At 65.2% G+C, this 26237-nt stretch carries 28 protein-coding genes; 18 read left to right on the top strand and 10 right to left on the bottom strand.

Annotation, left to right across the window (positions count from 1 at the left end; all coding sequences use genetic code 11):
• Window positions 1-64: 64 nt before the first annotated feature.
• From BSG08_RS02220 to BSG08_RS02205, 4 genes are read right to left on the bottom strand one after another with little or no spacing between them, the layout of a single operon-like run.
• On the bottom strand, window positions 65-2197 hold the full coding sequence (locus tag BSG08_RS02220) for a molybdopterin-binding protein (protein WP_093031304.1): 2133 nt from the start codon (window positions 2195-2197) through the stop codon (window positions 65-67).
• Window positions 2194-2685, bottom strand: coding sequence for a molybdopterin-guanine dinucleotide biosynthesis protein B (gene mobB / locus BSG08_RS02215; protein WP_093031301.1), 492 nt, complete (start codon window positions 2683-2685; stop codon window positions 2194-2196). Before mobB ends, BSG08_RS02220 begins: the two co-directional genes overlap by 4 nt.
• Complete coding sequence (gene mobA, locus BSG08_RS02210) at window positions 2682-3317, bottom strand: molybdenum cofactor guanylyltransferase MobA (RefSeq protein ID WP_093031298.1); 636 nt, start codon at window positions 3315-3317, stop codon at window positions 2682-2684. The genes mobB and mobA overlap by 4 nt, the downstream gene beginning before the upstream one ends.
• A complete protein-coding gene (locus BSG08_RS02205; RefSeq protein WP_175544665.1) occupies window positions 3314-4204 on the bottom strand; it encodes a formate dehydrogenase accessory sulfurtransferase FdhD in 891 nt (296 codons plus the stop codon). The genes mobA and BSG08_RS02205 overlap by 4 nt, the downstream gene beginning before the upstream one ends.
• 57 nt (window positions 4205-4261) lie before the next feature.
• On the opposite strand from BSG08_RS02205, the gene BSG08_RS02200 reads away from it, so the two are divergent.
• Window positions 4262-4984, top strand: coding sequence for an AzlC family ABC transporter permease (locus BSG08_RS02200; RefSeq protein WP_093031295.1), 723 nt, complete (start codon window positions 4262-4264; stop codon window positions 4982-4984).
• A complete protein-coding gene (locus BSG08_RS02195) occupies window positions 4981-5307 on the top strand; it encodes an AzlD domain-containing protein (RefSeq protein WP_093031292.1) in 327 nt (108 codons plus the stop codon). Before BSG08_RS02200 ends, BSG08_RS02195 begins: the two co-directional genes overlap by 4 nt.
• Window positions 5308-5557: 250 nt before the next feature.
• Here BSG08_RS02195 and BSG08_RS02190 read toward each other — a convergent pair whose 3' ends face one another.
• On the bottom strand, window positions 5558-6505 hold the full coding sequence (locus tag BSG08_RS02190; protein WP_425439255.1) for an L-threonylcarbamoyladenylate synthase: 948 nt from the start codon (window positions 6503-6505) through the stop codon (window positions 5558-5560).
• A 126-nt stretch (window positions 6506-6631) separates the two neighbouring features.
• On the opposite strand from BSG08_RS02190, the gene BSG08_RS02185 reads away from it, so the two are divergent.
• From BSG08_RS02185 to BSG08_RS02165, 5 genes are all read left to right on the top strand, one after another.
• Window positions 6632-8350 carry an acyl-CoA dehydrogenase gene (locus tag BSG08_RS02185; RefSeq protein WP_093031286.1) on the top strand — a complete coding sequence of 573 codons (1719 nt, stop codon included), beginning with the start codon at window positions 6632-6634 and terminating at the stop codon, window positions 8348-8350.
• Window positions 8350-9393, top strand: coding sequence for an MBL fold metallo-hydrolase (locus BSG08_RS02180; protein ID WP_093031283.1), 1044 nt, complete (start codon window positions 8350-8352; stop codon window positions 9391-9393). Before BSG08_RS02185 ends, BSG08_RS02180 begins: the two co-directional genes overlap by 1 nt.
• A gap of 15 nt (window positions 9394-9408) precedes the next feature.
• Complete coding sequence (locus BSG08_RS02175; protein ID WP_093031281.1) at window positions 9409-9861, top strand: hypothetical protein; 453 nt, start codon at window positions 9409-9411, stop codon at window positions 9859-9861.
• Window positions 9862-9947: 86 nt separating this feature from the next.
• Complete coding sequence (locus tag BSG08_RS02170) at window positions 9948-10082, top strand: aa3-type cytochrome c oxidase subunit IV (protein ID WP_093031278.1); 135 nt, start codon at window positions 9948-9950, stop codon at window positions 10080-10082.
• Between the two features lie 38 nt (window positions 10083-10120).
• The gene (locus BSG08_RS02165) at window positions 10121-10744 is read left to right on the top strand and encodes a hypothetical protein (protein ID WP_093031276.1); all 624 of its coding nucleotides are present in this window, start codon (window positions 10121-10123) and stop codon (window positions 10742-10744) included.
• A 38-nt stretch (window positions 10745-10782) separates the two neighbouring features.
• Here the strand turns inward: BSG08_RS02165 and BSG08_RS02160 are convergent, their stop codons facing one another.
• From BSG08_RS02160 to BSG08_RS02145, 4 genes are read right to left on the bottom strand one after another with little or no spacing between them, the layout of a single operon-like run.
• Window positions 10783-11262, bottom strand: coding sequence for a DUF6505 family protein (locus tag BSG08_RS02160; protein WP_093031273.1), 480 nt, complete (start codon window positions 11260-11262; stop codon window positions 10783-10785).
• The gene (locus tag BSG08_RS02155; RefSeq protein WP_093031270.1) at window positions 11259-11966 is read right to left on the bottom strand and encodes a biotin/lipoate--protein ligase family protein; all 708 of its coding nucleotides are present in this window, start codon (window positions 11964-11966) and stop codon (window positions 11259-11261) included. Before BSG08_RS02155 ends, BSG08_RS02160 begins: the two co-directional genes overlap by 4 nt.
• Window positions 11963-13027 carry an Mrp/NBP35 family ATP-binding protein gene (locus BSG08_RS02150; protein WP_093031267.1) on the bottom strand — a complete coding sequence of 355 codons (1065 nt, stop codon included), beginning with the start codon at window positions 13025-13027 and terminating at the stop codon, window positions 11963-11965. Before BSG08_RS02150 ends, BSG08_RS02155 begins: the two co-directional genes overlap by 4 nt.
• A 1-nt stretch (window position 13028) precedes the next feature.
• The gene (locus BSG08_RS02145; protein WP_093031264.1) at window positions 13029-13223 is read right to left on the bottom strand and encodes a DUF6494 family protein; all 195 of its coding nucleotides are present in this window, start codon (window positions 13221-13223) and stop codon (window positions 13029-13031) included.
• 116 nt (window positions 13224-13339) lie between these two features.
• Between BSG08_RS02145 and BSG08_RS02140 the strand changes: the two genes are divergently transcribed.
• Window positions 13340-14056, top strand: coding sequence for a hypothetical protein (locus BSG08_RS02140; RefSeq protein ID WP_245770573.1), 717 nt, complete (start codon window positions 13340-13342; stop codon window positions 14054-14056).
• Here BSG08_RS02140 and BSG08_RS02135 read toward each other — a convergent pair.
• On the bottom strand, window positions 14050-16005 hold the full coding sequence (locus tag BSG08_RS02135) for a 4Fe-4S binding protein (protein ID WP_093031258.1): 1956 nt from the start codon (window positions 16003-16005) through the stop codon (window positions 14050-14052). The genes BSG08_RS02140 and BSG08_RS02135 overlap by 7 nt on opposite strands.
• 350 nt (window positions 16006-16355) lie before the next feature.
• On the opposite strand from BSG08_RS02135, the gene BSG08_RS02130 reads away from it, so the two are divergent.
• The 10 genes from BSG08_RS02130 (at window position 16356) to BSG08_RS02090 (ending at window position 26215) form a co-directional block, all read left to right on the top strand.
• Window positions 16356-16946: a DUF3305 domain-containing protein gene (locus BSG08_RS02130; protein ID WP_093031255.1), complete on the top strand. Its 591-nt coding sequence runs from the start codon at window positions 16356-16358 to the stop codon at window positions 16944-16946.
• Complete coding sequence (locus tag BSG08_RS02125; protein ID WP_093031252.1) at window positions 16943-17569, top strand: DUF3306 domain-containing protein; 627 nt, start codon at window positions 16943-16945, stop codon at window positions 17567-17569. Before BSG08_RS02130 ends, BSG08_RS02125 begins: the two co-directional genes overlap by 4 nt.
• Window positions 17566-18195, top strand: a complete 630-nt coding sequence (locus BSG08_RS02120; protein ID WP_093031250.1) for a TorD/DmsD family molecular chaperone — start codon at window positions 17566-17568, stop codon at window positions 18193-18195. Before BSG08_RS02125 ends, BSG08_RS02120 begins: the two co-directional genes overlap by 4 nt.
• Window positions 18196-18248: 53 nt before the next feature.
• Window positions 18249-18440 carry a ubiquinol-cytochrome c reductase iron-sulfur subunit N-terminal domain-containing protein gene (locus BSG08_RS02115; protein WP_093031247.1) on the top strand — a complete coding sequence of 64 codons (192 nt, stop codon included), beginning with the start codon at window positions 18249-18251 and terminating at the stop codon, window positions 18438-18440.
• Between the two features lie 107 nt (window positions 18441-18547).
• A complete protein-coding gene (locus tag BSG08_RS02110; protein WP_093031245.1) occupies window positions 18548-21433 on the top strand; it encodes a formate dehydrogenase subunit alpha in 2886 nt (961 codons plus the stop codon).
• A gap of 12 nt (window positions 21434-21445) precedes the next feature.
• Window positions 21446-22042: a formate dehydrogenase FDH3 subunit beta gene (gene fdh3B / locus BSG08_RS02105; RefSeq protein ID WP_093031242.1), complete on the top strand. Its 597-nt coding sequence runs from the start codon at window positions 21446-21448 to the stop codon at window positions 22040-22042.
• 143 nt (window positions 22043-22185) lie between these two features.
• On the top strand, window positions 22186-23400 hold the full coding sequence (locus BSG08_RS02100) for a formate dehydrogenase subunit gamma (protein WP_093031239.1): 1215 nt from the start codon (window positions 22186-22188) through the stop codon (window positions 23398-23400).
• Between the two features lie 2 nt (window positions 23401-23402).
• On the top strand, window positions 23403-24713 hold the full coding sequence (locus BSG08_RS02095; protein WP_093031236.1) for a c-type cytochrome: 1311 nt from the start codon (window positions 23403-23405) through the stop codon (window positions 24711-24713).
• A gap of 3 nt (window positions 24714-24716) precedes the next feature.
• Complete coding sequence (locus BSG08_RS19395) at window positions 24717-24854, top strand: hypothetical protein (protein ID WP_175544664.1); 138 nt, start codon at window positions 24717-24719, stop codon at window positions 24852-24854.
• Entirely contained in the window at window positions 24851-26215 is a 1365-nt protein-coding gene (locus BSG08_RS02090; protein ID WP_093031233.1) for a sigma-54-dependent transcriptional regulator, read from the top strand. The genes BSG08_RS19395 and BSG08_RS02090 overlap by 4 nt, the downstream gene beginning before the upstream one ends.
• The last annotated feature ends 22 nt before the right edge of the window (window positions 26216-26237 follow it).

The raw sequence follows: 26237 nt of genomic DNA, 5'->3' as shown, positions 1-26237 counted from the left end.
ATTCGTCCGTTCCGGTATTGGCGCTAATTTGAACGACAGCGCGCCGCGCGGGCAGATTGGCCGGTCAGCCGCCCAGGAAACTGCCAAAGGGGATATAGCGCACCGGATCGCCAGGCCGGATTTCCGCCGCATCTTCAGACAGTTCGACCAGCCCTTCGGCCCAGCTCAGCCCGCTGATGCGGCCCGAGCCTTCGGATTTGAACACCTCGGCACAGCCGTCCCGCATCCGGGCGCGCAGATATTCGCGCCGCCCCGGCTTCTTGCTTTTCGCAAATCCCGCGGGCACGTCGAATCCCTGCGGCTCGGACCAGTTCGCGCCGGACAGCACCGCCATCGCCGGGCGTGCAAAGATCAGCGTGCAGACCAGCGCCGCCACCGGGTTGCCCGGCAGGCCAAAGACCGGCACGCCGCGCCACATCCCCAGCGCCAGCGGCCGCCCCGGCTTGATCGCGATGCGCCACTCTGCCATCGCCCCCGCCTCGTTCAAGAGCGCCGAGACATGATCCTCATCGCCCGAGGAAGCGCCGCCCGAGGTCAGGATCGCATCCGCCTCCGCCGCACCCCGGTCCAGCGCGGCGCGCAGGGCGGCCCGGTCATCCGCCACCCGCCCCAGATCGAGCGGATCATGCCCCATCTGCCGCACCAGCGCCGCCAGCATGGGGCGGTTCGCATCGTATATCTGCCCCGCCCGCGCCGCCGCGCCCGGCTCCACCAGTTCATCCCCGGTCGAGATCACCGCCACCCGCAGCCGCGCCTGCACCGGCAGATCCGCCAGCCCCACGGCGGCACAGAGCGCCAGATCGGCAGGCGTCAGCACGCGGCCCCGCTCCAGCACGACGGCCCCCGCCGCCACATCCTCGCCGGCGCGCCGGGTGTTGGCCCCCTTCTTCAACCCGCCACGAAACGCGATGCGCCCCTCGCCTGGCGTCACATCCTCCTGCAGGATGACCGTATCCACCCCCTCGGGCAGCGCCGCCCCGGTCAGCACGCGCAGGGCATGCCCCTTGGGCACCAGCCCCGCAAACGGCACCCCCGCCGCCGCGCGCCCCTCGACCAGCGGCAGAACCTGATCGCCCGCGCCAAGGCCGGCATGGGCAAAACCATAGCCATCCACCGCCGTATTGGCCTCGGGCGGGTTGGCGCGCCGCGCCGTGACCGGCGCGGCCAGCACCCGGCCCGCCGCCTGCGCCAGCGGCACCCGCTCCTGCCCCACGACACTGCGCAACCGTTCCCGCAAGAGGTCCAGCGCCGCATCCACCGGCGTCCAGTCCACGCCCGCAGGCAAGGCGAAACAGTCGTCGCGCAGGGGGGGCGGTTTCAGCGGATCGTCGCAGGCGGCCATCAGTTCCTCTTCATGTCCAGCTCCCAGAACCCACGCCTCTTCTAGAGCCTCAGGTGGCAGATCCGTCATCATGCGGTCAAGACGCGCGGCAGACAACCGCGAGAGTGCGCATGAGAGAAGACGCACTTGTTCGCGGTCCCGGATCACCTCGACCCCGCGCTGCGCCACCGCCTGCTTAACTTGACTCTCAATGGTGCCCGGCCAGATTTCAGCCAGCACAACGCGCGCATCCCGCCAGTCCTCGAACGGCCACACAGCAACCCCCTCGATCCGCCGCAGGCGCGACAGCATCGGCAGTCCCATCAGCACCTGACTGCCAACGGTGGGATTGTAGCATAGCTGGAAGCAACTGCTCGACGTCCCCCCGACGCGATCGCATGTCCGCTTCTCCGGCACCTCGGTGTAATGGATACCATCCTTGCGATAGGGGATTCCCGGCCAGCGATCCCTATGCGTCTTGCCCCAGAGCGGGCCAGGGCCGTCAAAGGCCGCGTTCATGTCCTGCGCCACATCGAAGCGATTGTTTGCGCCACTCTCAGAATCCTCGATCCGCTCGGCAAGCCAGTCCCACAACAGCAAGGGATTATCAGATCCGATGATCCGCCGCGCAAAGCCGCGCGGATAGCCAAAGGGAAAATCGAAGGCAGCCAGCAATCGCCGTCCAGCCTGCATCTCCTCCCTGAATATCGCGGCTATGCGTTCCTCCGCCTCAATCCGGCTGCGGCAATAGATCGGCTCCTGCGGCTTGTCCTCGCTGACGAGCCCCATCCAGATGGCGTCCTTGGACGGCGTTTTGGGAGCGCGCTTGCTCGCCGCCGACCAATCAACCACCAAGACAGTGTCGAATCCCGTCACAGACCTACCTCGCCCAGAATGAAATCCGCAATCGCGCGGGTATCGTTCAGATCGAACACCGGCCGGTCCAGATCGAGCGGCACGTCGCTCGCCACCGCCCGGATCGTCGCATCCTCCGGCGCGATCAGCGCGTTGCCGGTCCCGGCCCGGAACGCCTCGATCTTGGGATGCCGGTCACGCTTGTAGCCCTCGATCAGCACAAGATCGACCGGCGCGAGTTTCTCCAGCAGCGCCGCGAGCGGCCATTCCGCCTCGTCGCGCATCTCGTGCATCAGCGCAAAGCGGTTGCGCGAGGACAACAGCACCTCGGTCGCGCCCGCGGCCCGGTGGCGGTAACTGTCGCGACCGGGATGATCCACATCGAACGAATGATGCGCATGTTTCACGGTCGAAACGGTATGACCCCGCCCGACGATCTCGGTCACCAGCCGCTCCATCAACCCGGTCTTGCCCGCGTTCTTCCAGCCGGTAACGCCGTAAACCCTCATACCCCTGCCCTCTTGCGTGCCTCTGCCAGATCCTCGGGCGTGTTCACGTTGAAAAACGGATCATGCGCATCGTCGAACACCGCCTCGCGCCCGCCGTGCCTGTCGGTCCAGATGACCACCTTGCGCAGCCCGCTCACAAGCGCCCCCCGCAGATCGTCGCGCAGCGCCACCGGCCAGAGGCCAAAGGTCGGATGCCGGATCAACCCGCCCCGGCTCATGGATTTCGTCTCCTCCTCCCCGCGTGGCGTGGCCGCCAGAACCAGCGGATGCGCCATCCCCTCGGCCGCCAGCATCAGGCGCGGCACCAGATCGCAGGGAAAGAACGGCGTATCGGCGGCGACAGTCACGATGGTCTCGGCGCCCTTCTCTGCCGCCCAGTCCAGCCCGGCCAGCACGCCGACCAGCGGCCCGGCATAGCCCTCGATCGGATCGGCCAGCACCGGCAGGCCCAGCGCGGCAAACCGCGCCGGATCGCCATTGGCATTGAGCGCCAGCGCGCCGACCTGCGGCGCCAGCCGGTCGATCACATGCCGCAGGATACTCCGGTCCCCAAGTGGCAGCAGCCCCTTGTCGCCGCCCCCCATCCGCGTGGCCTGTCCGCCCGCGAGAATCACCCCCAGCGGCGGCATCATTCGCGCGCACTCTTGCGGCGATGCCTGGCGTCCTCATCGCCCACCGCCTCGGGGTCCGCATCGCGCAGCACCCGTTCCTCACCGCTCAGGCAGACGAACCGCTTGCCGCGCATCCGCCCGATCAGCGTCAAACCAACCTGCCGCGCGATCTCGACCCCCCAGGCGGTAAAGCCCGAGCGCGAGGCCAGCACCGGGATCCCCATCATCGCGGTCTTGATCACCATCTCCGAGGTCAGCCGCCCGGTGGTATAAAGCAGCTTGTCACCGGCGCTGACGCCTTCGCTCAGCATCCAGCCGGCGATCTTGTCCACCGCGTTGTGGCGGCCCACATCCTCCATATAGACCAGCGGGCGGTCGCCCTGACACAGCACCGTGCCGTGAATCGCCCCGGCCTCGAGATAGAGCGACGGGGTGCGGTTGATGAGACTGGCAAGCGCATAGAGATCCGATGTCCTGACCTCAACCTGCGGCAGCGTGACACCCTCCAGCCCCTCCATCATGTCTCCGAATACCGTGCCCACGGCGCAGCCCGAGGTGCGCGTCTTCTTCTTCAGCTTTTCCTCATAACTCGTCTGCCCGTCGGTGCGCACCACCACCGTCTCCAGCTCTTCGTCGTAATCGACGCCCAGAACCACCTCTTCGGGCCCCAGCATCCCCTGATTGCGCAGGAATCCCAGCGCCAGATATTCGGGATAATCGCCGATGGTCATCGCCGTCACGATCTCCTGCGCATTGAGGAAAATCGTCAGCGGTCGCTCCTCGACCACCGAGATGCGGGTGCGGTTGCCCTCGTGATCCACCCCCTCCACCGCGCGCGTCAGCCGTGGCGCGGCGGGGTCGGGCGCGATCAGGTAGTCTGTAGAGGCGTCGCGCGTGGCCAATTGCATCTCCTCCTCGCATTGGATAGGCGGTGTCACAGCACAGGGGCAACTTAGGGGCAAGCAGTGCCAAGACCAACCACCAATTCAACCTATTGGCAAGGCGTCCGGGACGGTGCGCCCTTCATCCTCGTGATCGTGCCCTTTTCCCTGCTCTTCGGCGTGGTGGCGACAGAGGCGGGGTTGAACGTTCTGGAAACGCTCAGCTTTTCCGTCCTTGTTATCGCCGGTGCGGCACAGTTCACCGCCCTGCAACTGCTGACCGACGGCGCGCCCACGGTGATCGCGCTCATCTCGGCGCTCGCGGTCAACCTGCGCATGGCGATGTATTCCGCCTCGCTGACGCCCTATATCGGCGGCGCCAGCCTTGGCCAGCGGGCGCTCGCGGCCTATTTCACCGTCGATCAGAGCTATGCCTGCGCCATCGTGAAATTCGAACAGAATCCCGGCTGGTCGGTCCCGCAGCGGCTGGCCTATTTCTTCGGCGTGGTCACGCCGGTCTGTCCGCTATGGTATCTCTTCACGCTGGTGGGCGCGCTGGTGGGCGCCTCGATCCCCGAGGGACTGGCGCTGGATTTCGCGCTGCCGATCACCTTTCTGGCGATGATCGCGCCGATGCTGCGCACGCCGGCGCATCTGGCGGCGGCCTTCGTGTCGGTCACGCTGGCGCTGATCTTTGCCTTCCTGCCCTACAACCTGGGGCTTCTGGTGGCCGGGCTGGCGGGAATGATGACCGGCGCGCAGACCGAGGTGATACTGGCCCGCCGCAACGAGGCGCGGCTGTCATGATCGACAAGACAAGCCTCTGGATCGTCATCATCCTTCTGGGTCTCGGCAGCTTTGGCCTGCGCTTCGTCTTTACCGGGCTGGTCGGCGACCGGCCCCTGCCGCCCTGGCTGCTGCGGCACCTGCGCTACACGGCGGTGGCGGTGCTGCCGGGACTGGTGGCACCCCTTGTGGTCTGGCCCGCCGCCACCGGCGGCGCGCTCGACGCGCCGCGCATGATCGCTGCCCTGGTCACGCTGGCTGCGGGATATTTCCTGCGCAACGTGATCCTCGCCATCGTGCTGGGTGCGCTGACGCTCTATGGCGGGCTGGCAGTTTTCGGATAACAGGGTCTTCCAGACCGAAGCAGTGGTTTATCAAAGACTGGAGAGCCGCGCAGCGCCCGTCCGCCGGGTGGGCGCTGCAACAGATTTGGATGGCAGTTTATATCTGCCAGATACTTCCGCGCCATCAAGAGACTGAGACGTTGAAAAAGCGCCCGCCCGGTGGGGCGGACGGGCGCTGCGCGGCGGCGCGTTCCGCGCCTTGTTCCGCGCATGGGTGCCTGACCTCGACAAGCCACGGGGGCAGCGCCCCCTACTCTTTCTCGGCCGCCGCCCGGCGTAGCCGGTCGTTGATCGCACGCCCCAGCCCTACCTCCGGAATAGGCGCAACGGCAATGCCCGCCGCCCCTTTCGCATCCAGCGCATGCAGATACCCAAAGAGATTGGCCGCCGCCTCGGTCAGATCGCCCGCCGCCGACAGGTTCAGATCACCACCCACCGCGCCAAAGCCCAGCATGACCTCGCCCTCACGCCGCCCGGTGGCGTTCAGCCGCACGCGCGCGCCCGGCGCGTAATGCGATTGCATCTGTCCCGGCGCGCTCAGCGGATCCTCCGCCCCATGCCGCGCCAGCGGCGCACGCAACGCCGCCTCCAGCGCTTCGGCCGGCAATCCGCCGGGGCGCAGCAACACGGGCTGATCCGCCAGCCCCACAATGGTCGATTCCACCCCGACCGGACAGGCCCCACCATCGACCACCGCGTCGATCCGCCCCTCCAGCCCCGCCAGCACATGCGCCGCCGTGGTCGGGCTGATCCGGCCCGAAGGGTTGGCCGAGGGCGCGGCCACCGGCCCGCCGAACGCGGCCAGCAATCCCTGCGCCACCGGATGCGCGGGCACGCGAATCGCCAGCGTCGGCAGCTCCGCAGTTACCAGCGGCGACAGCCCGGCCCCGGCCCTGAGCGGCAGAACCAGGGTCAGCGGCCCAGGCCAGAAGGCGCTCGCCAGAATCTCTGCGTCATGGGACCATTCGACACAGGCCCGCGCCGCCTCGGCGCTCGCCACATGCACGATTAGCGGATTGAATCGCGGCCGCCCCTTGGCCTCGAAAATCCGCGCAACCGCCAGATCGTTGCGCGCATCCGCGCCCAGCCCATAGACCGTCTCGGTCGGAAAGGCCACCAGCCCGCCCGCCCGCCAGATCGCTGCGGCCCTTGCAAATCCTGCCGGATCGGGGGAAAGAGAGTGCGTTTGCAAATGCACTGGCCTTTCTGACGCGGCGTTGCTGTTGAAGGCGGGCCGCGATTGATTACGCTCGGGTTCAGAACAGATTTCATACAGGGGCCAGCCCACAGTGCCAAGACGCCCCGGCAGCATCAGGAGATTTCAATGCCGTATCGCGCACCGGTTGATGAGTATCGGTTCCTGTTCGATCATATCGTGGGCCTTGGGCAGGTCACCGCCACCGACCGCTTTGCCGAGGCCACGCCGGACATGACCGCCGCGATCCTCTCCGAGGCGGGCCGCATGTGCGAAGAGGTGCTCTATCCCCTGCAGCGCCCGGGCGACATGACGCCCGCACGGCTGGAAAACGGCGTCGTGCGCACCTCGCCGGGCTATGCCGAGGGCTACCGCGCCATTGCCGACGGCGGCTGGGTCTCAATCAGCGCGCATCCCGATCATGGCGGCATGGGTCTGCCGATGACCCTGACCACGGCAGTGAACGAGATGATGTCCTCGGCTTGTCTCGCGCTGCAACTCAACCCGCTGATGACTCAGGGCCAGATCGAGGCGATTGAGCATCACGCCAGCGACGCGCTCAAGGCGATCTACCTGCCCAGGCTGGTCAGCGGCGCGTGGTCCGGCACGATGAACCTGACAGAGCCGCAGGCGGGATCGGACGTGGGCGCACTGCGCACCAGAGCCGAGCCGAATGGCGACGGCACCTATGCGATCACCGGGCAGAAAATCTACATCTCCTGGGGCGACAACGATTTCACCGAGAATGTCTGCCACCTCGTGCTGGCCCGCCTGCCCGACGGCGTGCCGGGTACCAAGGGGATCAGCCTGTTTCTCGTGCCCAAGTATATTCCCGACGATAACGGCGATCCGGGCAGACCCAACGGCCTGCACGTCGTCAGCCTCGAACACAAGATGGGCCTGCACGGCAGTCCGACGGCGGTGATGCAGTATGACGGCGCGACCGGCTGGCTGGTGGGCAAACCGCATGACGGCATGCGCGCCATGTTCACCATGATGAACAACGCCCGTCTCGGCGTCGGCGGTCAGGGCATCGGCGTGGCCGAGGCGGCGTTCCAGCATGCGCTTGCCTATGCAACGGACCGCAAACAGGGTCGCACCCCGGTCAGGGGCGGCACGGGCGCGATCATCGACCATGCCGACGTGCGCCGGATGCTGGCCACGATGCGCGCCGACACCTTTGCCGCCCGCGCCATCGCCCTCGCCTGCGCGCAGGCCATCGACATGCAGACCGCCACCGGCGAGGCGCACTGGGCCGCACGCGCCGCATTCCTGACACCCATCGCCAAGGCGTTTGGCACCGACACCGGCATCGCCGTTTCGGACATGGGGATTCAGGTGCATGGCGGCATGGGCTTCATCGAGGAAACCGGCGCCGCGCAATACCTGCGCGACGTGCGCGTCACGGCGATCTACGAGGGCACCAACGGCATTCAGGCGATGGACCTCGCATCGCGCAAGCTGATGGACGGCGGCGAGGCCGCGCATGCCATGCTCGACGAGATCGAGGCACAGGCCGAGACCGCGCGCGGCACCCTGCCCGATCTGGCCGAACCCGTCTGGCAGGCCTCCGAGACGCTGCGCGAGGCGGTGGAATGGATGGTGGCGCAACAGGATACGACCCAGCGTTTCGCGGGTGCGGCCCCCTTTCTGCGCGGCGTGGCCCGTGTGCTGGGCGGGCATTTCCACCTCAAGGCCGCGCTGGCCGAGGGTGGCGATGGCCCGCGTAGCCGCCTGGCGCGGTTCTACATCACGCGCCTGCTGCCCGAACATGCGGGCCTGCTGGCGCATGCCACCCAGGGGGCCGATGACCTCTATGCGCTGACGCCCGAGGACTTTGCCGCCTGATGGACGGTGCCGCGATCATACGCACCCCATGGCAGGATCCCCCCGCAACCGGGACCGCGACCGTGATCGCCCCCGGCCTCCTCTGGCTGCGCCTGCCGTTGCCCATGGTGCTCGATCACGTCAATGTCTACGCGCTCGACGAGGGCGACAGCTGGACCATCATCGACACCGGAATCCACTCCCGGCGCAGCGTCGCGCTGTGGGAGGAGATCCTCGCAGGCCCCCTTCAGGGCCGTCCCGTCTCGCGCGTGATCCTGACCCACCACCATCCCGATCATATCGGCATGGCGGGCTGGCTGATGGAACGCTTCAACGCCGCCCTCTGGGCCACCCGCACCAGTTGGCTGATGGCGCGGATGCTGATTCTGGATGTCGAGGACGCCCCCACCCCGCAGGCCCTCGCCTTTTCCCGCGCCGGCGGCATGGACCCCGCGATTTACGAGATCCGCAAAGCGGAACGCCCCTACAATTTCGCGGACATCTGCCATCCCATCCCCGTCGGCTATACCCGCGTGCAGGAGGGCGACGTGATCCGCGCCGGCGGGCGGGACTGGGATGTGCGGTTGGGCGGCGGACACGCCCCCGACCACCTCACCCTCTGGAGCCGCGACGACAACCTGGTGATCGCAGGCGATCAGATCCTGCCCTCGATCAGCCCCAATATCGGCGTCTACCCGACCGAACCCGAGGCCGACCCGCTCTCCGACTGGCTCGCCGCCTGCGACCGGCTGGCGCGGCATGCGCGCGACGATCACCTTGTGCTGCCCGGCCACAAGCTGCCCTTTACCGGCCTGCCGCTCAGGATGCAGCAACTGCGCGACAACCACCACGGCGCGCTCGACCGTCTGCGCGCGTTTCTGCAAGAGCCGCACACCGCCGCCGACTGCTTCCCGCATCTCTTCAAGCGCCGGATCGACCAGGGCACCTACGGGCTGGCGCTGGTGGAATCCGTTGCGCATCTCAACCATTTGCTCCACGCTGGCGAGGTGCGACGCTGGCGGCGAGAGGACGGGGCGTGGCTCTGGCAGATCAAGGATCGGTAACGCGAGGGATGCGCCATGGCTGACAGGATCGAAACATCGGCAGAGATCGCGGAAGACCACGCCATGCCCCGCGCGCACGAGGTGCATACCAACCCCGATCAGCCCTGTATCGAAACTGCCGCCAACACCCTGCCGCGACAACCGGTAAGCCAGAAAAGCCCCGCACAATGGGCCTATGAACGCCTGATTCTCTACATCCAGAATTTCGAGAAGACGCTGGACGAGGAACACGAGGTCGCCATGGGCTTCGCCGGCAGCGATATCGGCGTGATCCGGATCGAGGGGATGGGCTATTTCGAGCCGGACATCATCACCTTTTACGGACAGGACCAGATGGGCATGCGCACGCAACTGGTGCAGCATGTCAGCCAACTCGGCGTCATGCTCCGCGCCCTGCCGAAACAGCCAGATGCGGCAGACCCCAACCGCATCGGCTTTCGGCTGGCCGAAGACCTGAACAAAGACTAGCCCCGAAACCGCTTGGGGCGTGACAGGCCGGGGCAAATACGGTATCCAGCCGCTGAATTATATCAGTTAACGAAGGACTCTCACATATGGCCGACCACAAGCATGGGGAAATGAATACCGAGGTTCAGGAAAGGACCTTTGAGGGCTTTGTCAGGGCCGTCACCTGGTCGGTGATCGTGATCATCGGCGTGCTGATCTTCATGGCCCTGGTCAACAGCTGAGGCCGCCCCTTTTAAACGCCGGATATGTGGAGTTCGTGATGCGCGCCTGGGTTCTTGGCATTGCGGCCGTGATGCTGCTGGGGGCCTGCGCCGCCGAATCGGTCTGGGCCCCGGATGAGGCGGTGGCGCGCGCCGCCTATCGCCATGACGGGCCGCCGCGTTTGACCGTGTTCACCATGATCAACAACAAGACCGGCGCGGGCGCGCATACCTCGCTGATGATCAACGGCTCGCAGCGGGTGATCTTTGACCCGGCCGGATCCTTCAAGCACGAGACGATCCCAGAGCGCAACGATGTGCTGTTCGGCATCACCCCGCAAGTGGCGGATGTCTATACCCGTTATCACGCCCGCAAGACATTTCATGTAAAGATTCAAGAGCTTGACGTCTCGCCGGAACTGGCGGAGCGGGCCATTCAATTGGTCAAGGCCAACGGCCCGGTGCCCAACGCCGCCTGCTCGGTCGCCACCTCGCGCATCCTGGCAGAGCTGTTCCCCGGCCAGGTGCGCAGATCCTGGTCGCCGCGCAAGACCGCCGAGGATTTCGGCAATATCCCCGGCGTGCGCGAACAGGAACTCTACGAATACGACAGCGACGACAATTCCAGGGTGCTGGCGGCGTGGACGCCGGGCCAGACCACGGCAGCGACGGGATCGGAATAGCGCGACGGGGGCGCAACGCCCCCGCCCCCGACCGACACCTACTCTTCCAGAGAACCGTGAATCGCGAATTGCTCGATTCCAGCTTCCTGCGACTCGATAACGCTGTAGGTTTCACGCACACCCGCCTCGGTCAGTTCCCGCAGGACGGTGAGCAGCGTGTTGGATGCGTGATCCTCGCAGAGATCCGCCATATGGGCGATTTCCTCTCGTGCGACCGGCAGGGCGACGTCGAGACCGGGGGCGCCGTAGAGATCGACGAAATGCTGCGCGAGGGCCTGCGTCAGCGCCGCGACCTCAGCCTCCTCGGCCTGCGTCACCGCGACGAAGGTCACCCGGCCAAAGGTCTCGATCCCCAGCCAGCCGTTGGCGAACGCCTGCCGGGCCTTGCCGGTCAGGTCCGCCTCGGACCAGTTGGAAAATTCGAACCCGCCCGAGATGCACCATTCCCCGGTGCGCGCCGGGCTGTGATAGACGCGGGTATCGCTCTCGTCGAAATGGATCGCGCGGGCCAGTTTCATGCTTGGGTCTCCAGCAGGGTGGTGAGCGGGATGAGATGGGTCGTGTCGTCGGCGCGCAACAGCATGCCAAAACGTTCGTCGACCCCCATATAGGTGCCGGTCAGCGCGCCTTGGGTGACCTGCTCGCCGACGGCCCAGGCGAGACCGCTCCATTCGGCATGCAGCGGGCGATTGCCGTCGTCTTCCCAGCGGTTGATCCAGACGAGGGTATGACGCGCCCAGGCTTCGAGCAATTGCGTGGCGTCCACCTCAGCGCAGCCCTCGTCGTAGAGAGAGGTTTGATCGAGCCGGTCGCCGGGTCGCTCGGTGATCTGCATCAGCCGCAGTTCCAGCCCGATCACAAGCCAATCCGGCTCTGCCTCGGGATCGCTGCCGCCCGCCGCCGCACGCAACCGCCCGCAAGAGGCGCCGTTGATGCGCAGACCCCCCGCCCATTCCAGATGCACCGCGACCTCGGGCGGAGCCAATGCGCCAAGCGCGTTCTGAAAGCCGACGCCGCAGGCGGGCAGCATCACCATCGCCTCCTTGAGCGGCACCTCGGGGGCCATGACCAGTGCCGCCATGAGCCGGTTGGCGGTGACGTTATGCACGATCAGCCCCGCGTCACAGCCAAGTGCGGCCATGGCGCGGGCCTTGTCGAACGGGTCGACGGGGCCGGCGACGGCCAGACCCGACATGAGCGGCGGAAAGCTCGGTTCGGTCATGCCAGCCCTTCGTTGATGAGGTGGCGGGCCACCTCGCGGAACGCCTGCGCCTGCGGGCTGTCGGGTTTCGAGACCACGATCGGCGCGCCGCCGTCCGAGGCGAGGCGGATATCCAGATGCAGCGGAATCTCCGCCAGAAGCGGCACGCCCAGTTTCGCGGCCTCTGCCCGCACCCCGCCATGGCCGAAGACATGTTCCTCATGCCCGCAGTTCGAGCAGATATGCGTGCTCATGTTCTCGATCATGCCCAGCACCGGGACATGCAGCTGGTTGAACATGTCGACCCCCTTGCGCGCATCCAGCAGCGCCACATCCTGCGGGGTGGAGACGATGATCGCGCCATCCACCTGCGCCTTTTGCGCTAGCGTCATCTGCACGTCGCCGGTGCCGGGTGGCAGATCGACCAGCAGGCAGTCGAGCGCGCCCCACTGCACCTGCATCAGCATCTGCTGCAGCGCCCCCATCAGCATCGGACCGCGCCATACGACGGCCTGGCCCTCGTTGGTCATCAGGCCGATGGACATCATCGTGACGCCGTGATTGCGCATTGGCAGGATGATCTTGCCGTCGGGGCTGGCGGGGCGGCCCGACACACCCAGCATGCGCGGCTGGCTGGGACCGTAAACGTCCGCGTCGAGCAGCCCCACACGCCGCCCCTCGGCGGCGAGCGCACAGGCGAGATTGGCCGAGACGGTGGATTTCCCCACCCCGCCCTTGCCCGAGGCGATGGCAATCAGATGCGCGACCCCCGGCACCTTTTCGGGGCCTTTCGGCTCCGCCTTGCGAGCGGGCTTGAGATCGGGCGGCGCCTTGGCCGAATGCCCGGTCAGAACGACCGAAACGGTATCCGCCCCCGGCAGCGCGTGCATCGCCGCCTCTGCCGCGTCGCGCACCGGGGCGTAGACCTCGGCCTTGGCCGGGTCGATTTCCAGCACGAATCGCACCGTGCCACCCTCTACTGTCAGCGCGCGCATCACGCCTGCCGCTACGATATCCGATCCGCTGACCGGATCGGTGATGGTCTTCAGCGCCGCAAGAACGCCGTCTCTGGTCAATGCCACGTCAGTTCTGTCCCTTGATTGTGCCGGTGACGGTATGTTCCACGTCAAGCCCCTCGACGGTCAGCACCACCTTGGCCTTGAATTCCTGACCGGCGGCTGCCCCCTTGCGGCGCAGCCCCTCCTCGATGGCCTGCTGCGAGGTGACGCCCACCTGCTTGAGGAATTTGCGCATCGACATGTTGAAATCGTCGCTCATGGTCTTCTCCTTGTTTCATCAAGATGGTTGACGCAGCTACGGGTGCTTTTCTAACGTGGCGCATGCGCAAGCGAAAGCCAGCCCTGCACCCTGTCCTGCGGATGATTGTTGTCTGCATGGCGCTGCTTTGGCCGGGCGGCTCCCTTGCGGAAGAGCGTCACTTTCGTCTGAGCGTCCCGACAGCCTTGCTGGACAGCGGATTGATGGATTATCTGCTGCCGCGGTTCTCGTTGAAAACCGGCGTGCGGATCGAAATCGTGCCGGACGGGACCGAGGCCGAGATGACGCTCGGCCCCGGCGAGGGCCGCGCGGTGTTTCAGGGTGAGGACACGCTCTGGCGGATGCGGCTGACAGGGGATCATCCGGGCGCGGCGCGCTTTGCCGACTGGCTGACCTCTGACGTGGGGCAGCGCACCGTCACCAGCTACGAGATCGCCGGACACGCGCCGTTCAGCCTGCCGGAGATCACCGAGAAGGTGGTGGCATCCCCGGTCTTCGATGGCGATGCCACAGAGGGCAAGCGGGTCTCGCTTCTGCATTGCGGGCGCTGTCATGTGGTCGCGCCCGAGAACCGGATGGGCACCATCGGCTCCACGCCCTCGTTCGCGGTGCTGCGCACCCTGCCGGACTGGGGCGCGCGCTTTCAGAGTTTCTACGCGCTCAAACCGCATCCCGCCTTCACCCAGATCACCGGCATTACATCCCCTTTTCCGGCCAATCTGCCCTCGCCCATCGTGCCTATAGAGGTTACGCCAGAGGAACTGGAGGCGATCCTCGCCTATGTCGCGGGGATCGACCCCGCCGATCTGGGTGCCCCGATACAAGTTCAGTGATCCTTGCGCTTGCTGAGGTAGTCGTCGGTCGTGCGCACGCGCGGGCGCTCGGTTCCGGCAAACGGGTTGTCGGTGGAATGAAACTGCGCGTTGATGCGGCAATTCTCGCACATCTGAATCATCCGGGCGGCCTCTGACGAGGCGAACATCGCATGTTTGCCTGCCAGTTTCTCGGTGATCCGCTCGATGGTGGATTTCGAACCAAACAGCACGCCGCATTCGATGCAGGCGAACGGTTCTTCCTCGTTGAGCACCACTTGCGCGAGGGCCGAGTCAGCGAGATTCATGCGCGGCTCCAGGGCGATGGCCTTTTCCGGGCAGATCGTGGCGCAGATGCCGCATTGCAGACAGGCATCCTCCTGAAAGCGCAATTGCGGCAGGTCGGGATTGTCCATCAGCGCGCCGGAGGGGCAGAGCGACACGCAGGACAGGCAGAGCGTGCAGGCATCCGTATCGACCAGCACCGCGCCATAGGGGGCGGCGGCGGGCAGCGGCAGGATCTCCGCCTCGGAGTTGAGCGCCTTGGCCGCCAGCCGCGCGATCTGACGGCGGCTGCCCATCGGCAGGACCGGGCTGGCCAGCGGCGCGGGGACATCCACCCCATAGAGCGCCTCGCAGAGCGCGTCGGGGTCCGTGAGGTCGAGCAAATGAACCTTGCCCGCGCCCGACATGGCCTGCGCCAGCGGCACCTCCTGGTCGAGCGCGTCACGCTCTGTCGTGGGCGCGAGCAGGATCGACACATCGGCAAAGCCCGAGGCGAGCGAGGCGAGGATCTCGGCATGGCCAAAGCCCGACAGCGCGCCCACCTCCAGCGGGATCACATCGGCGGGCAGGCCGCGACCGTGGCGCGCGGCAAGGCGGATCATTTCCGCGCCATGCTCCCGGTCATGCACCAGCAGGCGCGGTGCAGCGCCACCGGCCTTGCGATAGGCCTGCGCCATGGTCTGTATCCGGCGGAATGTCATGTCGGGTGGCGGTGCGTCATAGGTGATCGCGCCCGACGGGCAGCGCGCCGCGCAGGCCCCGCAACCCGCACAGATCATCGGGTCGATGCTGACCTGATCGCCATCGGGACTGATCGCGCCGGTCGGACATATATCCAGACATTTGCTGCACCCTGTCTGTTCGGCGCGGGAATGGGCGCAGATCAGCGGATCGAGCGCCACGTAGAGCGGCTTTTCAAACGTGCCGATGAGTTGCGCGGCCTCGAACACGCAATCCGCGACCGCCGTCAGGCTGCCGGGATCGGCGCGCAGATAGCCCTCGCGCTTGTGCGGGGCGGGAAACATCGGCGTGCCGCCCGAGAGGTCGAGGATCACGTCGCATTGCGTCTGCCCGCCGTCTTTTGGGGCGGTCCAGCGCAGCGCGCCACGCCCGCCGGGATTAACCTGCTGCAGCGCGTCGATGCTCAGGTCGAACCGCCCGAGCGCGCCACGGGCGCTGACGATGCGCCCTTTGATAGCATCGAAATTGCGATTTTCGGGCGGGTCGGTCGCGTCCGTCAGCAGCACGGTCACACCCAGCACCGGGGCCAGTTTCTCGGCGGCGGGCAGCACCACATCGGACGCGCCGACGATCAGGCAGAGACCTTCTGAAACGACGTCGAGTGTCTTTTCCGGGGCTGCGGGCAGCGTCGCCTCGGCCAGCAGGGCGGCCATTTTGGGTAGTTTCGATGTCGGATCAGCGGACCATCCGGCCCGATCGCGCAGGTCGGTGAACGCCGGGATATCGACCCCCAGTTCAGCGGCCAGTTCCTCGAATACACGGGTCTCCTGACGGCAGCAAATAATCGCATCGCCCCTCTCGATCAACTTGGAGGCCTGCCCCAGCTCATCGGTGCAAAGCGCACTGTGCAGTCGCGAGCATGCCAGTCCGGTGGCTTGCGCGATGGCATTGCGGTCCAGTGTCTGACTGCCGGAACAGTCACACAATATCAGCTGCTTAGGCATTTCCACCCCGATTGTTTTGCACTGTTCAGAAGAGTGATTTTGCGTCGGTCTGCGCCAAGAGTAGGCATGATTCGAAGCCCCCGTAAACAGGAAACCGAAACGCGGCAGGGTCAGGGCGAGCCCGGAAAGCCGCCATTTCAATCCTGATTGATTCTGTTTGTTTTCAGGCGCTTGCGATGCGGCGCTGCAGCATTGATTATCCATGTCTGGACAATCTGTCCCTGCCAACCTCTCGGGCGCACAGGGGTGGTCCAAAATGTCCGGGATACCCCGTTCGTGAACCATGCTGCACAGAAAATGCTTTGAGTGGTCAGAAAACTGCACCAATCTGAATGAAGACAAGCCAGGGGATGACGGCAGACGTGACCCATAGCCACGACAGACAGGTTACTATACCCCTTGGGGTGGTGATCCGCAAAACGCCGGGGATGACACGGTGGGCGGCGTGGTCGTGGCGGGCCGTTGCGGTCCTGCCCGGTGCAGGTCCGGCAGAGTGGCGCGAACTGCGCCGCGATGGCGAGGCGATCGAGTATCACGCTGCGACCGTGACGCTGGAACTGCATCATACGCAGACAGAGGCCTATCTTGAGGGGATTTCGGCCAGGGTGCCTTCCGTCTATGTCGTGATGCGCGCCACGAGCGGCGGCGCAGACGGGGCCCCGCCCTACAAGGTGGTGCTGGCCACCGCCTCGCCGTTCGAGGCGCAGCATTACACCGATAGCGGCGAAGAGATCGTGGACAAGGTGCCGATGCCCGAGGGGCTGGTCGCCTGGGTGCGCGATTTCATCGAGGCCCATCACGAGGAAGAGGTGTTCAGGAAACGCCGCCGCGACAGCGTGACGGAGGAGGTTGTCCAGAACGGTATCGGCGATCCGCGCATTCCGCAGACAAGCGATGTCTATCGCGCACCGTCCATGGCGCGCAGAGGGAGGGTACATTGACCCGACCATCCGATTTCTGGTCGCGCCGCAAGGCGCAGGTCGAGGCCGAAGCCGCCACCGAGGCCCGCGCCGCAGAGGTCGAGGCGCAGGCTGCGCGCGAGGCTGAACTGGCCACGAAATCCGATGCCGAGATTCTGGAGGAACTGAACCTGCCCGACCCTGACACTCTGGTGCAGGGGGATGATTTCCGCGCCTTCATGGCGCGGGCGGTGCCCGAGCGAATCCGGCAGCGCGCGCTGCGTCGGCTCTGGGTCAGCAATCCTGTACTCGCCAATCTGGACGGCCTGCTGGATTACGACGCGGATTACACCGACAAGGCCTGCGTGATCGAGAACATGAAGACCGCCTATCAGGTGGGCAAGGGTATGCTCGCCCATGTCGAGGAAATGGCCCGTCAGGCCGAACTTGAGGCCAATCCCCTCGCCGCAGAAGAGGCGCGGCCCGAGGCCGAAGAGATTGCGCAGGCCGAGGATCACGCGGACGAGACCGAACAGACAGCGACCGGACTTCAGCCCGAGACCGATCAGTTCCAGGCGGTCGCGACCATGGACGAGACACCAGCCGCCCCGCCGCGCCGGCGGATGAGTTTTCATTTTCAGGATCGTGCCGGAGTATCGGCATGAGCAACCAAGAGGCCCTCATGCAGCAACAGACCGCCGCGCACGACATTGCCGAAGAGGATCGTCTGCGCGCCGATCTTTACGATTACCTGAGCGCCATCCTGGCACGTCCCCCCGCGCAGCCGCTGCTGGATCAGACGGCGCAGCTGACCGGCGACGACACCGATCTGGGACAGGCCATTTCGTCGCTGGCGCGGGTCGCCGCCGTCAGCAAGCCGCGCGCCGTCGAGAGCGAGTTCAACGCGCTCTTCATCGGGCTTGGGCGGGGCGAGCTTTTACCCTATGCCAGCTATTATCTCACCGGTTTTCTCAATGAAAAACCGCTCGCCAGCCTGCGTCGTGACATGGCGGTGCGCGGCATGACGCGGGCACAGAACGTCTATGAACCCGAGGACAACATCGCATCGCTGATGGAGATGATGGCCGGAATGATCCGCGGCCGCTTTGGCGCGCCCGCCAGCCTCGCCGATCAGAAGCTGTTTTTCGCCAAGCATATCGGCCTGTGGGCCGGGCATTTCTTCACGGATCTGGAGGGGGCTCGGAATTCGGTTCTCTATGCCTCGGTCGGCGCTGTCGGGCGGGTCTTCATGGAGATAGAGGCCGAGGGCTTTCGAATGACTGCGGAGTGATCCGCATGCAACCGGCGGACCTGTCCGCCACCAACCAGGGGAGGGAAACCCTAATGACCAGAAAAACCGATGACGGCAAGAGCCGCCGCGATTTTCTGAAACTGGCCGCCACCGGCGCGCCCGCGATCGCGGTCGCAACGGCCGTGACCGGGGGCAAGGCGGATGCCGCCGAGCCTGATCTTGCGTCCGACCGGATGCAGGACACCGCGCATACCCGCGCCTATTTCGAGAGCGCCCGGTTCTGAGGGAACCGGACGAGATCACCCACCGCTGACGACTGGTTGCGTGACGCCCGACTGTCAGCGGAAACCGCAGTACCCAGCCCCAGAGGGCCCAGGGAGGAGAGAGAAACATGCTGAGGAAAAAGACCAACGGGGTTGCGCGACGCCCCCAGCGGACCAGTATCCTGTCCGAGGTTGGCGGTGCATCCGTCGACCGCCGTGCATTCCTGCGCGGCAGCGGCCTGGCCATCGGTGGCCTTGCTGCGATAGGTGCCATGGGTGGCACCGTTACACGCGCGAGCGCACAGAGCGCCGCCAATGAGGCGGTACAGACGATCAAATCCGTCTGCACGCATTGTTCGGTCGGCTGCACGGTCGTGGCCGAAGTACAGAACGGCGTCTGGACCGGGCAGGAACCCGGCTGGGACAGCCCGTTCAACCTGGGCGCGCATTGCGCCAAGGGTGCGGCGGTGCGCGAGCACGCGCATGGCGAGCGCCGCCTGAAATACCCGATGAAGAAAGAGGGCGGCGAGTGGAAACGCATCAGCTGGGAACAGGCGATCAACGAGATTGGCGACAAGATGTTGCAAATCCGCGAGGAAAGCGGCCCGGATTCGGTCTACTGGCTGGGCAGCGCCAAGCATAACAACGAACAGTCGTATCTGATCCGCAAGTTCGCCGCTTACTGGGGCTCGAACAACGTGGACCATCAGGCGCGGATCTGTCACTCGACCACCGTTGCGGGCGTTGCGAATACATGGGGCTACGGCGCCATGACCAACAGCTACAACGACATTCACAACTCAAAGGCGATATTCCTGATCGGCGGCAACCCCGCCGAGGCACATCCCGTCAGCCTGCTGCACATGCTCAAGGCCAAGGAGGAAAACAACGCGCCGTTCATCGTCTGCGATCCGCGGTTCACCCGCACGGCGGCGCATGCCGATGAATATGTGCGCTTTCGCCCCGGCACCGATGTGGCGCTGATCTGGGGCATCCTGTGGCACATCTTCGAAAACGGCTGGGAGGACAAGGAATTCATCCGCACCCGCGTCTGGGGCATGGACCAGATAAAGGACGAGGTGAAAAAATGGACGCCCGAAGAGGTCGAGCGCGTGACCGACGTTCCGGGCAGCCAGTTGCGCCGCGTGGCGCATACCTTGGCCAACAACCGTCCCGGCACCGTGATCTGGTGCATGGGCGGCACGCAGCACACCAATGGCAACAACAATGTGCGGGCCTATTCGATCCTTCAGCTTGCGCTCGGCAACATGGGCGTTGCGGGCGGTGGAACCAACATCTTCCGCGGCCATGACAACGTTCAGGGCGCGACCGACTTCGGGGTTGTTGCTGACTCGCTGCCTGGCTACTACGGTCTCGCCGAAGGGTCCTGGGCCCATTGGGCGCGCGTCTGGGAAGAGGATCTGGACTGGCTCAAGGGCCGGTTCTCGGATGCCTCCTTTGGCGATACCAAGATGATGAACCTCACCGGCATCCCGGTCAGTCGCTGGATCGACGGTGTGCTCGAGGACAAGGACAACATGGACCAGCCCAACAACCTGCGGGCCATGGTGTTCTGGGGTCATGCGCCCAACAGCCAGACACGCGGCAAAGAAATGAAAACCGCGATGGAAAAGCTGGACTTGCTGGTCGTGGTCGATCCGTTCCCGACGGTCTCCGCCGTCATGCACGACCGCACAGATGGCGTGTATCTCTTGCCAGCCACGACGCAGTTCGAGACCCGCGGCTCTGTCACCGCCTCGAACCGGTCGTTGCAGTGGCGTGATCGGGTCATGGCGCCGCTCTTCGAATCCAAGGTCGATCACGAGATCATGGCGCTGTTTGCCGAAAAGTTCGGCTTCCATGATCGCATGTTCCGCAACATCGCGATTGACGAAGGCGGCGAGCCGAATGTCGAGGACATCACCCGTGAATTCAACCGCGGCATGTGGACCATTGGGTATACCGGCCAATCGCCCGAGCGCCTGAAGATGCATATGGCGAACCAGCACACCTTTGACCGCACCACGTTGCGCGCCAATGGTGGGCCGGCGGATGGTGATTACTACGGTCTGCCCTGGCCCTGCTGGGGCACGGCCGAGATGAACCATCCGGGCACTCCCAATCTCTACGACATGTCGTTGCCGGTCTCGCAGGGCGGCCTGACCTTCCGCGCCCGGTTCGGCGTGGAGCGGGATGGCGACAACCTTCTGGCCGAGGGCGTTTATTCGGTGGGTTCGGAGATCCAGGACGGATATCCGGAGTTCACCATGCAGATGCTGATGGATCTTGGTTGGGACAGCGACCTGACTGACGAGGAACGCGCCGCCATCGACGCGGTGGGCGGACCCGCAGCCAACTGGAAAATCGACCTGTCGGGCGGGATTCAGCGGGTGGCGATCAAGCACGAATGCGCGCCATTCGGCAATGCCAAGGCGCGTGCCGTGGTCTGGAACTTCCCCGACCCGGTACCGCTGCACCGCGAGCCTCTCTATACGCCGCGGTACGATCTGGTGGCGGATTATCCCACCTATGAGGACCGGAAGTTCTGGCGTTTGCCCACAATGTACGCCTCGATCCAGAAGAACGACTTTTCGAAGGACTATCCGATCATCCTCACATCCGGTCGTCTGGTCGAATATGAGGGCGGCGGCGACGAGACTCGTTCGAACCCATGGCTGGCGGAACTTCAGCAGGACATGTTCGTCGAGATCAACCCGCGCGATGCCAACAATATCGGCATTCGTGACGGGTCACAGGTCTGGGTCGAAGGTGCCGAAGGCGCCAAGGTCAAGGTCATGGCGATGGTGACCGAGCGGGTGGGAGAAGGCGTGGCCTTCATGCCCTTCCACTTCGGAGGCCATTTCGAGGGCAAGGATCTGCGGGACAAATACCCCGCCGGGGCCGATCCCTTTGTGCTGGGCGAGGCAAGCAACACCGCCCAGACCTATGGCTACGATTCGGTTACGCAGATGCAGGAGACGAAATGTACTCTCTGCAAGATCATGCCAGCGTAAGGAGGAAAGAGAATGGCTAGAGCTAAGTTCCTATGCGACGCCGAACGCTGCATCGAATGCAACGCCTGCGTCACAGCCTGCAAGAACGAGCACGAGGTGCCGTGGGGGATCAACCGCCGCAAGGTGGTGACGATCAACGACGGCAAGCCGGGTGAGCGGTCCATCTCGGTGGCCTGCATGCACTGTTCGGACGCGCCCTGCATGGCGGTCTGCCCGGTGGATTGCTTCTACCAGAACGAGGAAGGCATCGTCCTGCATTCCAAGGATCTCTGCATCGGGTGCGGCTATTGCTTCTACGCGTGCCCCTTCGGCGCGCCGCAATTCCCGCAGGCGGGCAACTTTGGCAGCCGGGGCAAGATGGACAAATGCACCTTCTGCGCCGGTGGACCCGAGGAGAACCATTCGGCCGCCGAGTTCCAGAAATACGGGCGCAACCGGATCGCTGAGGGCAAATTGCCGATCTGCGCCGAGATGTGTTCCACCAAGGCGCTGCTGGCGGGAGATGGCGACGTTGTATCCGCAATCTACCGCGAGCGTGTGGTGGCCCGTGGCTTTGGCTCGGGTGCCTGGGGCTGGGGCAGCGCCTACGGCCAGCAGAGCGGCGGTTGAGGGACCGGCGGGCCAACACCCACCCTGCGAACCTGCGTAGGGTGGGTGAAACCCACCATATCCCGCGATATGCGATTGCGCGGGCGGGCGGCTCTCATGCCGCCCCCCGCCCCTTATTCAACGACCAGACAGGATGATCCGCCATGTCCCGCATGATCTTGACGCTGTTGCTGTCCCTGTTCCTCGCGGCCCCGCTGGCTGCGCAAGAGGCGCCGCAGGGGGCTGGGCCGGACCGTTCCGCCACGGGCGGCGCGCAAACCCTTGAGGATATTCTCGCCCGTCAGCGTGGCGAGAAGATTGACGACAGCTTTCGCCGGGACGCCACCGGCAACCCGGATGACGCCGCCGGAATGGCGGGTCAGTTGGGCACACTGGGCGGGACCTCGGATGCCGAGGTCTGGCGCGCGCTGCGCTATGGGCTGGCAGATGTGAAGGTTTCAACCGGCGGACCCGAGGCGCGGGTGCTGATCCAGGACGCCGGAATGAACTGGCTTGAATTCCGCAAGGGACCGCTGGCCACATATGGCGCGTATCTTCTGGGTGGAACGCTGGCGCTTCTGGCGCTGTTCTACCTCATCCGGGGCAAGATCCGCATCGACGGCGCGAAAACCGGGCGCACCGTGACGCGCTTTCAGGCCATCGAACGGTTTGGCCATTGGCTGATGGCAGGCTCCTTCGTGGTTCTGGCGATCACCGGTCTGTTGGTGCTGTTTGGCCGAACGGTGCTGATCCCGCTCTTTGGGCGCGAGGCATTCTCGACCATCGCGCTGGCATCGAAATGGGTTCACAACAACATCGCCTGGGCCTTCATGCTGGGCCTCGTGATGGTGTTCGTCATGTGGGTGATGCACAACATCCCCAGCCGCACGGACCTGAAATGGCTGGCCGTGGGCGGCGGGATCTTCACCAAGGGCGTTCATCCGCCCGCCAAGAAATTCAACGCGGGCCAGAAGATGATCTTCTGGGCGGTGATCATCCTGGGCGCCTCGATTTCGGCCTCTGGCCTGTCGCTGCTCTTTCCGTTCGAATTGCCTATGTTCGCCAAGACCTTCACAATTCTCAACCAGACCGGCCTGCCGCAGCTTGTCGGTTATGGCGAATTGCCGGTGATGCTCGCCCCGCATGAGGAAATGCAGCTGGCGACGCTCTGGCACACGGTCGTCGCCTTCGTGCTGATCGCGATCATCCTTGCGCATATCTATATCGGCTCGGTCGGCATGGAGGGCGCGTTTGACGCCATGGGATCGGGCGAGGTCGAGGAGCAATGGGCGCGCGAACACCATGGCCTCTGGCTCGAAGAGCTGAAGGACAAGGGGCACACCCAGGATCCCGCCAAGGCCGGCACACCTGCGGAATAGACATGCGGGCATTGATGCTTGGCCTGTGGTGTCTGGGGCTGGCGGGGGCAACCCCGCTGGCGGCCAACGACTTTACCACGCTCAAGGGGCATGGCGGCCCGATCATGGGCCTGGCGGTGCAGCCGGATACCGGACAGGTGGCTTCGGCCAGTTTCGACAATTCGGTCGGTCTCTGGCAGGGGCGTGCGCCACGCTGGTTCGAAGGGCATCGCGCGGCGGTGATCAGCCTTGAGTATCTGGACGCGCGGAAACTGATCTCGGGCGGCGATGATTTCGCGGTGATCCTGTGGGACATGGACACCGGGCAAAGCACCCGGCTGGAGGGGCACCAGGGCAAGATCGCGGCGCTCGATGTCTCGCCCGACGGTGCATGGATCGCCTCCGCCAGCTGGGACGGCGCGATCGGCATCTGGCCCGCCACCGGCGGCGCGCCGCGCTTTCTCAGGGGCCATGATGCGGCAGTGAGCGATGTGGCATTCAGCGCCGATGGCCAGTTGCTCTATTCATCCTCCGCCGATGGCACCGTCCGCGAATGGCGCTGGCAGGACGAGGGCGCGCCGCCGCGCGTGGTGGCCAATCAGGGATTCGGCATCAACCGGATCGTGCTGGGACCAGAGGACGGATGGCTGGCCTATGGCGCGGTGGACGGCGCAACACGGGTGATCGACCCCGCGACAGGCGATGAGATCGCCGATTTCACCCTCGAACGCCGCCCGATCCTGGCGCTGGAACACCACGCGGGCACCGGCCAGCTGGCGGCAGGCGACGGCCAGGGCTACATCATGGTCATCGACACCCTGGCCTGGAAGATCGCGCGCGATTTTCGCGCGATGAACAATGGCCCGGTCTGGGCGCTTGCCTTTTCGCCGGACGGGCAGACGATCTATGCCGGTGGCCTGAGCGAGGTGGTCTATGGCTGGCCGGTCGAATTGCTGGGCGACTATGATCCGGCAGGCGAGGAGGATCATTCCTTTCTGCGACCGGCGGAAGAGATGGACAACGGCGAGCGGCAGTTCATGCGCAAATGCTCGATCTGCCACGCGCTGACCCCACCGCCCTCGCGCAAGGCTGGCCCCACGCTATATGGCCTTTTCGGGCGACGCGCCGGGACGGTGCCGGGCTATGCCTATTCGAGGACGCTGGGCGGTTCGGATATCGTCTGGTCGGAGGACACTATTGATGCGCTCTTTGATCTGGGGCCAGATCATTATATCCCCGGCTCGAAAATGCCGATGCAGCGCATCACGGCGGCACAGGACCGGCAGGATATGATAGACTACCTGCGCGAGGCTACCGCCAAAAGGGAGAACTGATCGATGAAGGCAATGATGACGGCGTTTGTGGCCTGCGTGCTGATTGCCGCCGCGGCACCTACCATACTTGAGACACTTGGCTATACGACTGAGGCCAGACGCACGGGCGATGCGGTCCGGCTGAGTGACACAGTGGAATGACGCTGCGGGCAAACCCAGCCACCGAAGCCCACGACGACTATGGCGAAAACCTTGCTCTTGCCGCGGTGCTGATCATCGACGACGAGCCGGGGATGCGCAACTTTCTGGTCAAGACGCTGGGGCCGCGCTGTCGCCATGTCGAACAGGCGCGCTCCTGCGCCGAGGCGGGCGATATTCTCGATCAGCAACATTTCGATGTGCTGATCCTCGACAACATCATGCCCGACAAGACGGGTCTTGACTGGCTGGAGGATCAGCGCCGCGTGGGGCTGTTCTCCGATACCATCCTGATCACCGCCTATGCCGATCTCGACACCGCGATCAAGGCGCTGCGCGCAGGGGTCACCGATTTTGTGCTGAAACCGTTTCGCGCCAACCAGATCCTCAATGCGGTGGCGCGGGCGCTCGACCGCAAATATCTGGCGCGCGAGAATTATCTTCTGCGCCATGAGCTGTCCGAGAGCGGGCAGACGGCGCGCGGGCGCCTGCTGGGCAATTCCGCGCCGATCCAGGCGGTGCGCGAAATGCTGGTCAAGCTGGCGCCGATGCCCACATCCGTGCTGTTCACCGGCGCCAGCGGCACCGGCAAGGAAATCGCGGCCCGCACCCTGCACGGCCTGTCCGATCGCGCGGACAAACCCTTCGTGGCGGTCAACTGCGCCGCGATTTCCGAAGAGCGGATCGCCGAGGAACTCTTTGGCGTGGTCGAGGACGGACGACCCCGCAAGGACGGGCTGCTGCTGCATGCCGATGGCGGCACGCTGCTGCTGGACGAGGTGGCGCAACTGCCCGATCATGTGCAGGCCGCATTCCTGCGGGTGCTCGAGGACAAACGCATCCGGCCGCTGGGTTCCGAGCGCGAGATCCCGCTCAACCTGCGCTTTCTCTTTGCCACCAATGCCGATCTGCAAGAGGCTGTGCGCGAGGGGCGTTTTCGCGCCGATCTCTATCATCGCATCAACATCGTCAATATCGAGATGCCCCGCCTCAAGGAGCGGTCAGAGGATATCGTGGCGCTTGCCTCGCTGTTCATGAGCGACTTTTCCCGCGCGCTCGGCATGCCTGCGCTGGAACTGAACGAGGCGGTCCTGCTGAAACTCAGCCGTTATGACTGGCCCGGCAATGTGCGCGAATTACGCAACCTGATCGAGCGGTCGGTGATCCTGGGCGAGTTCCCGCCGGAATTCGCGGGTTCGGGCCGTGTCACCGGCACGCAGGCGATCGAGACGCTGGAACTGGTCGAACAGCGTCACATCATGGCGGTGCTGGATGCCTGTGGCGGCAACAGGGCCGAGGCCGCGCGGCGGCTGGGTGTGGCGCGCAAGACGGTGGACCGCAAATGCGCCGCCTGGGGGATATGACACCGGCTGCCGCCCGCTCGCC

Source organism: Roseovarius azorensis (assembly GCF_900109455.1).
GTDB lineage: Bacteria > Pseudomonadota > Alphaproteobacteria > Rhodobacterales > Rhodobacteraceae > Roseovarius > Roseovarius azorensis.
Note: the sequence above shows the minus strand (reverse complement) of the source record. Positions and strands in the feature narration are given on the sequence as shown.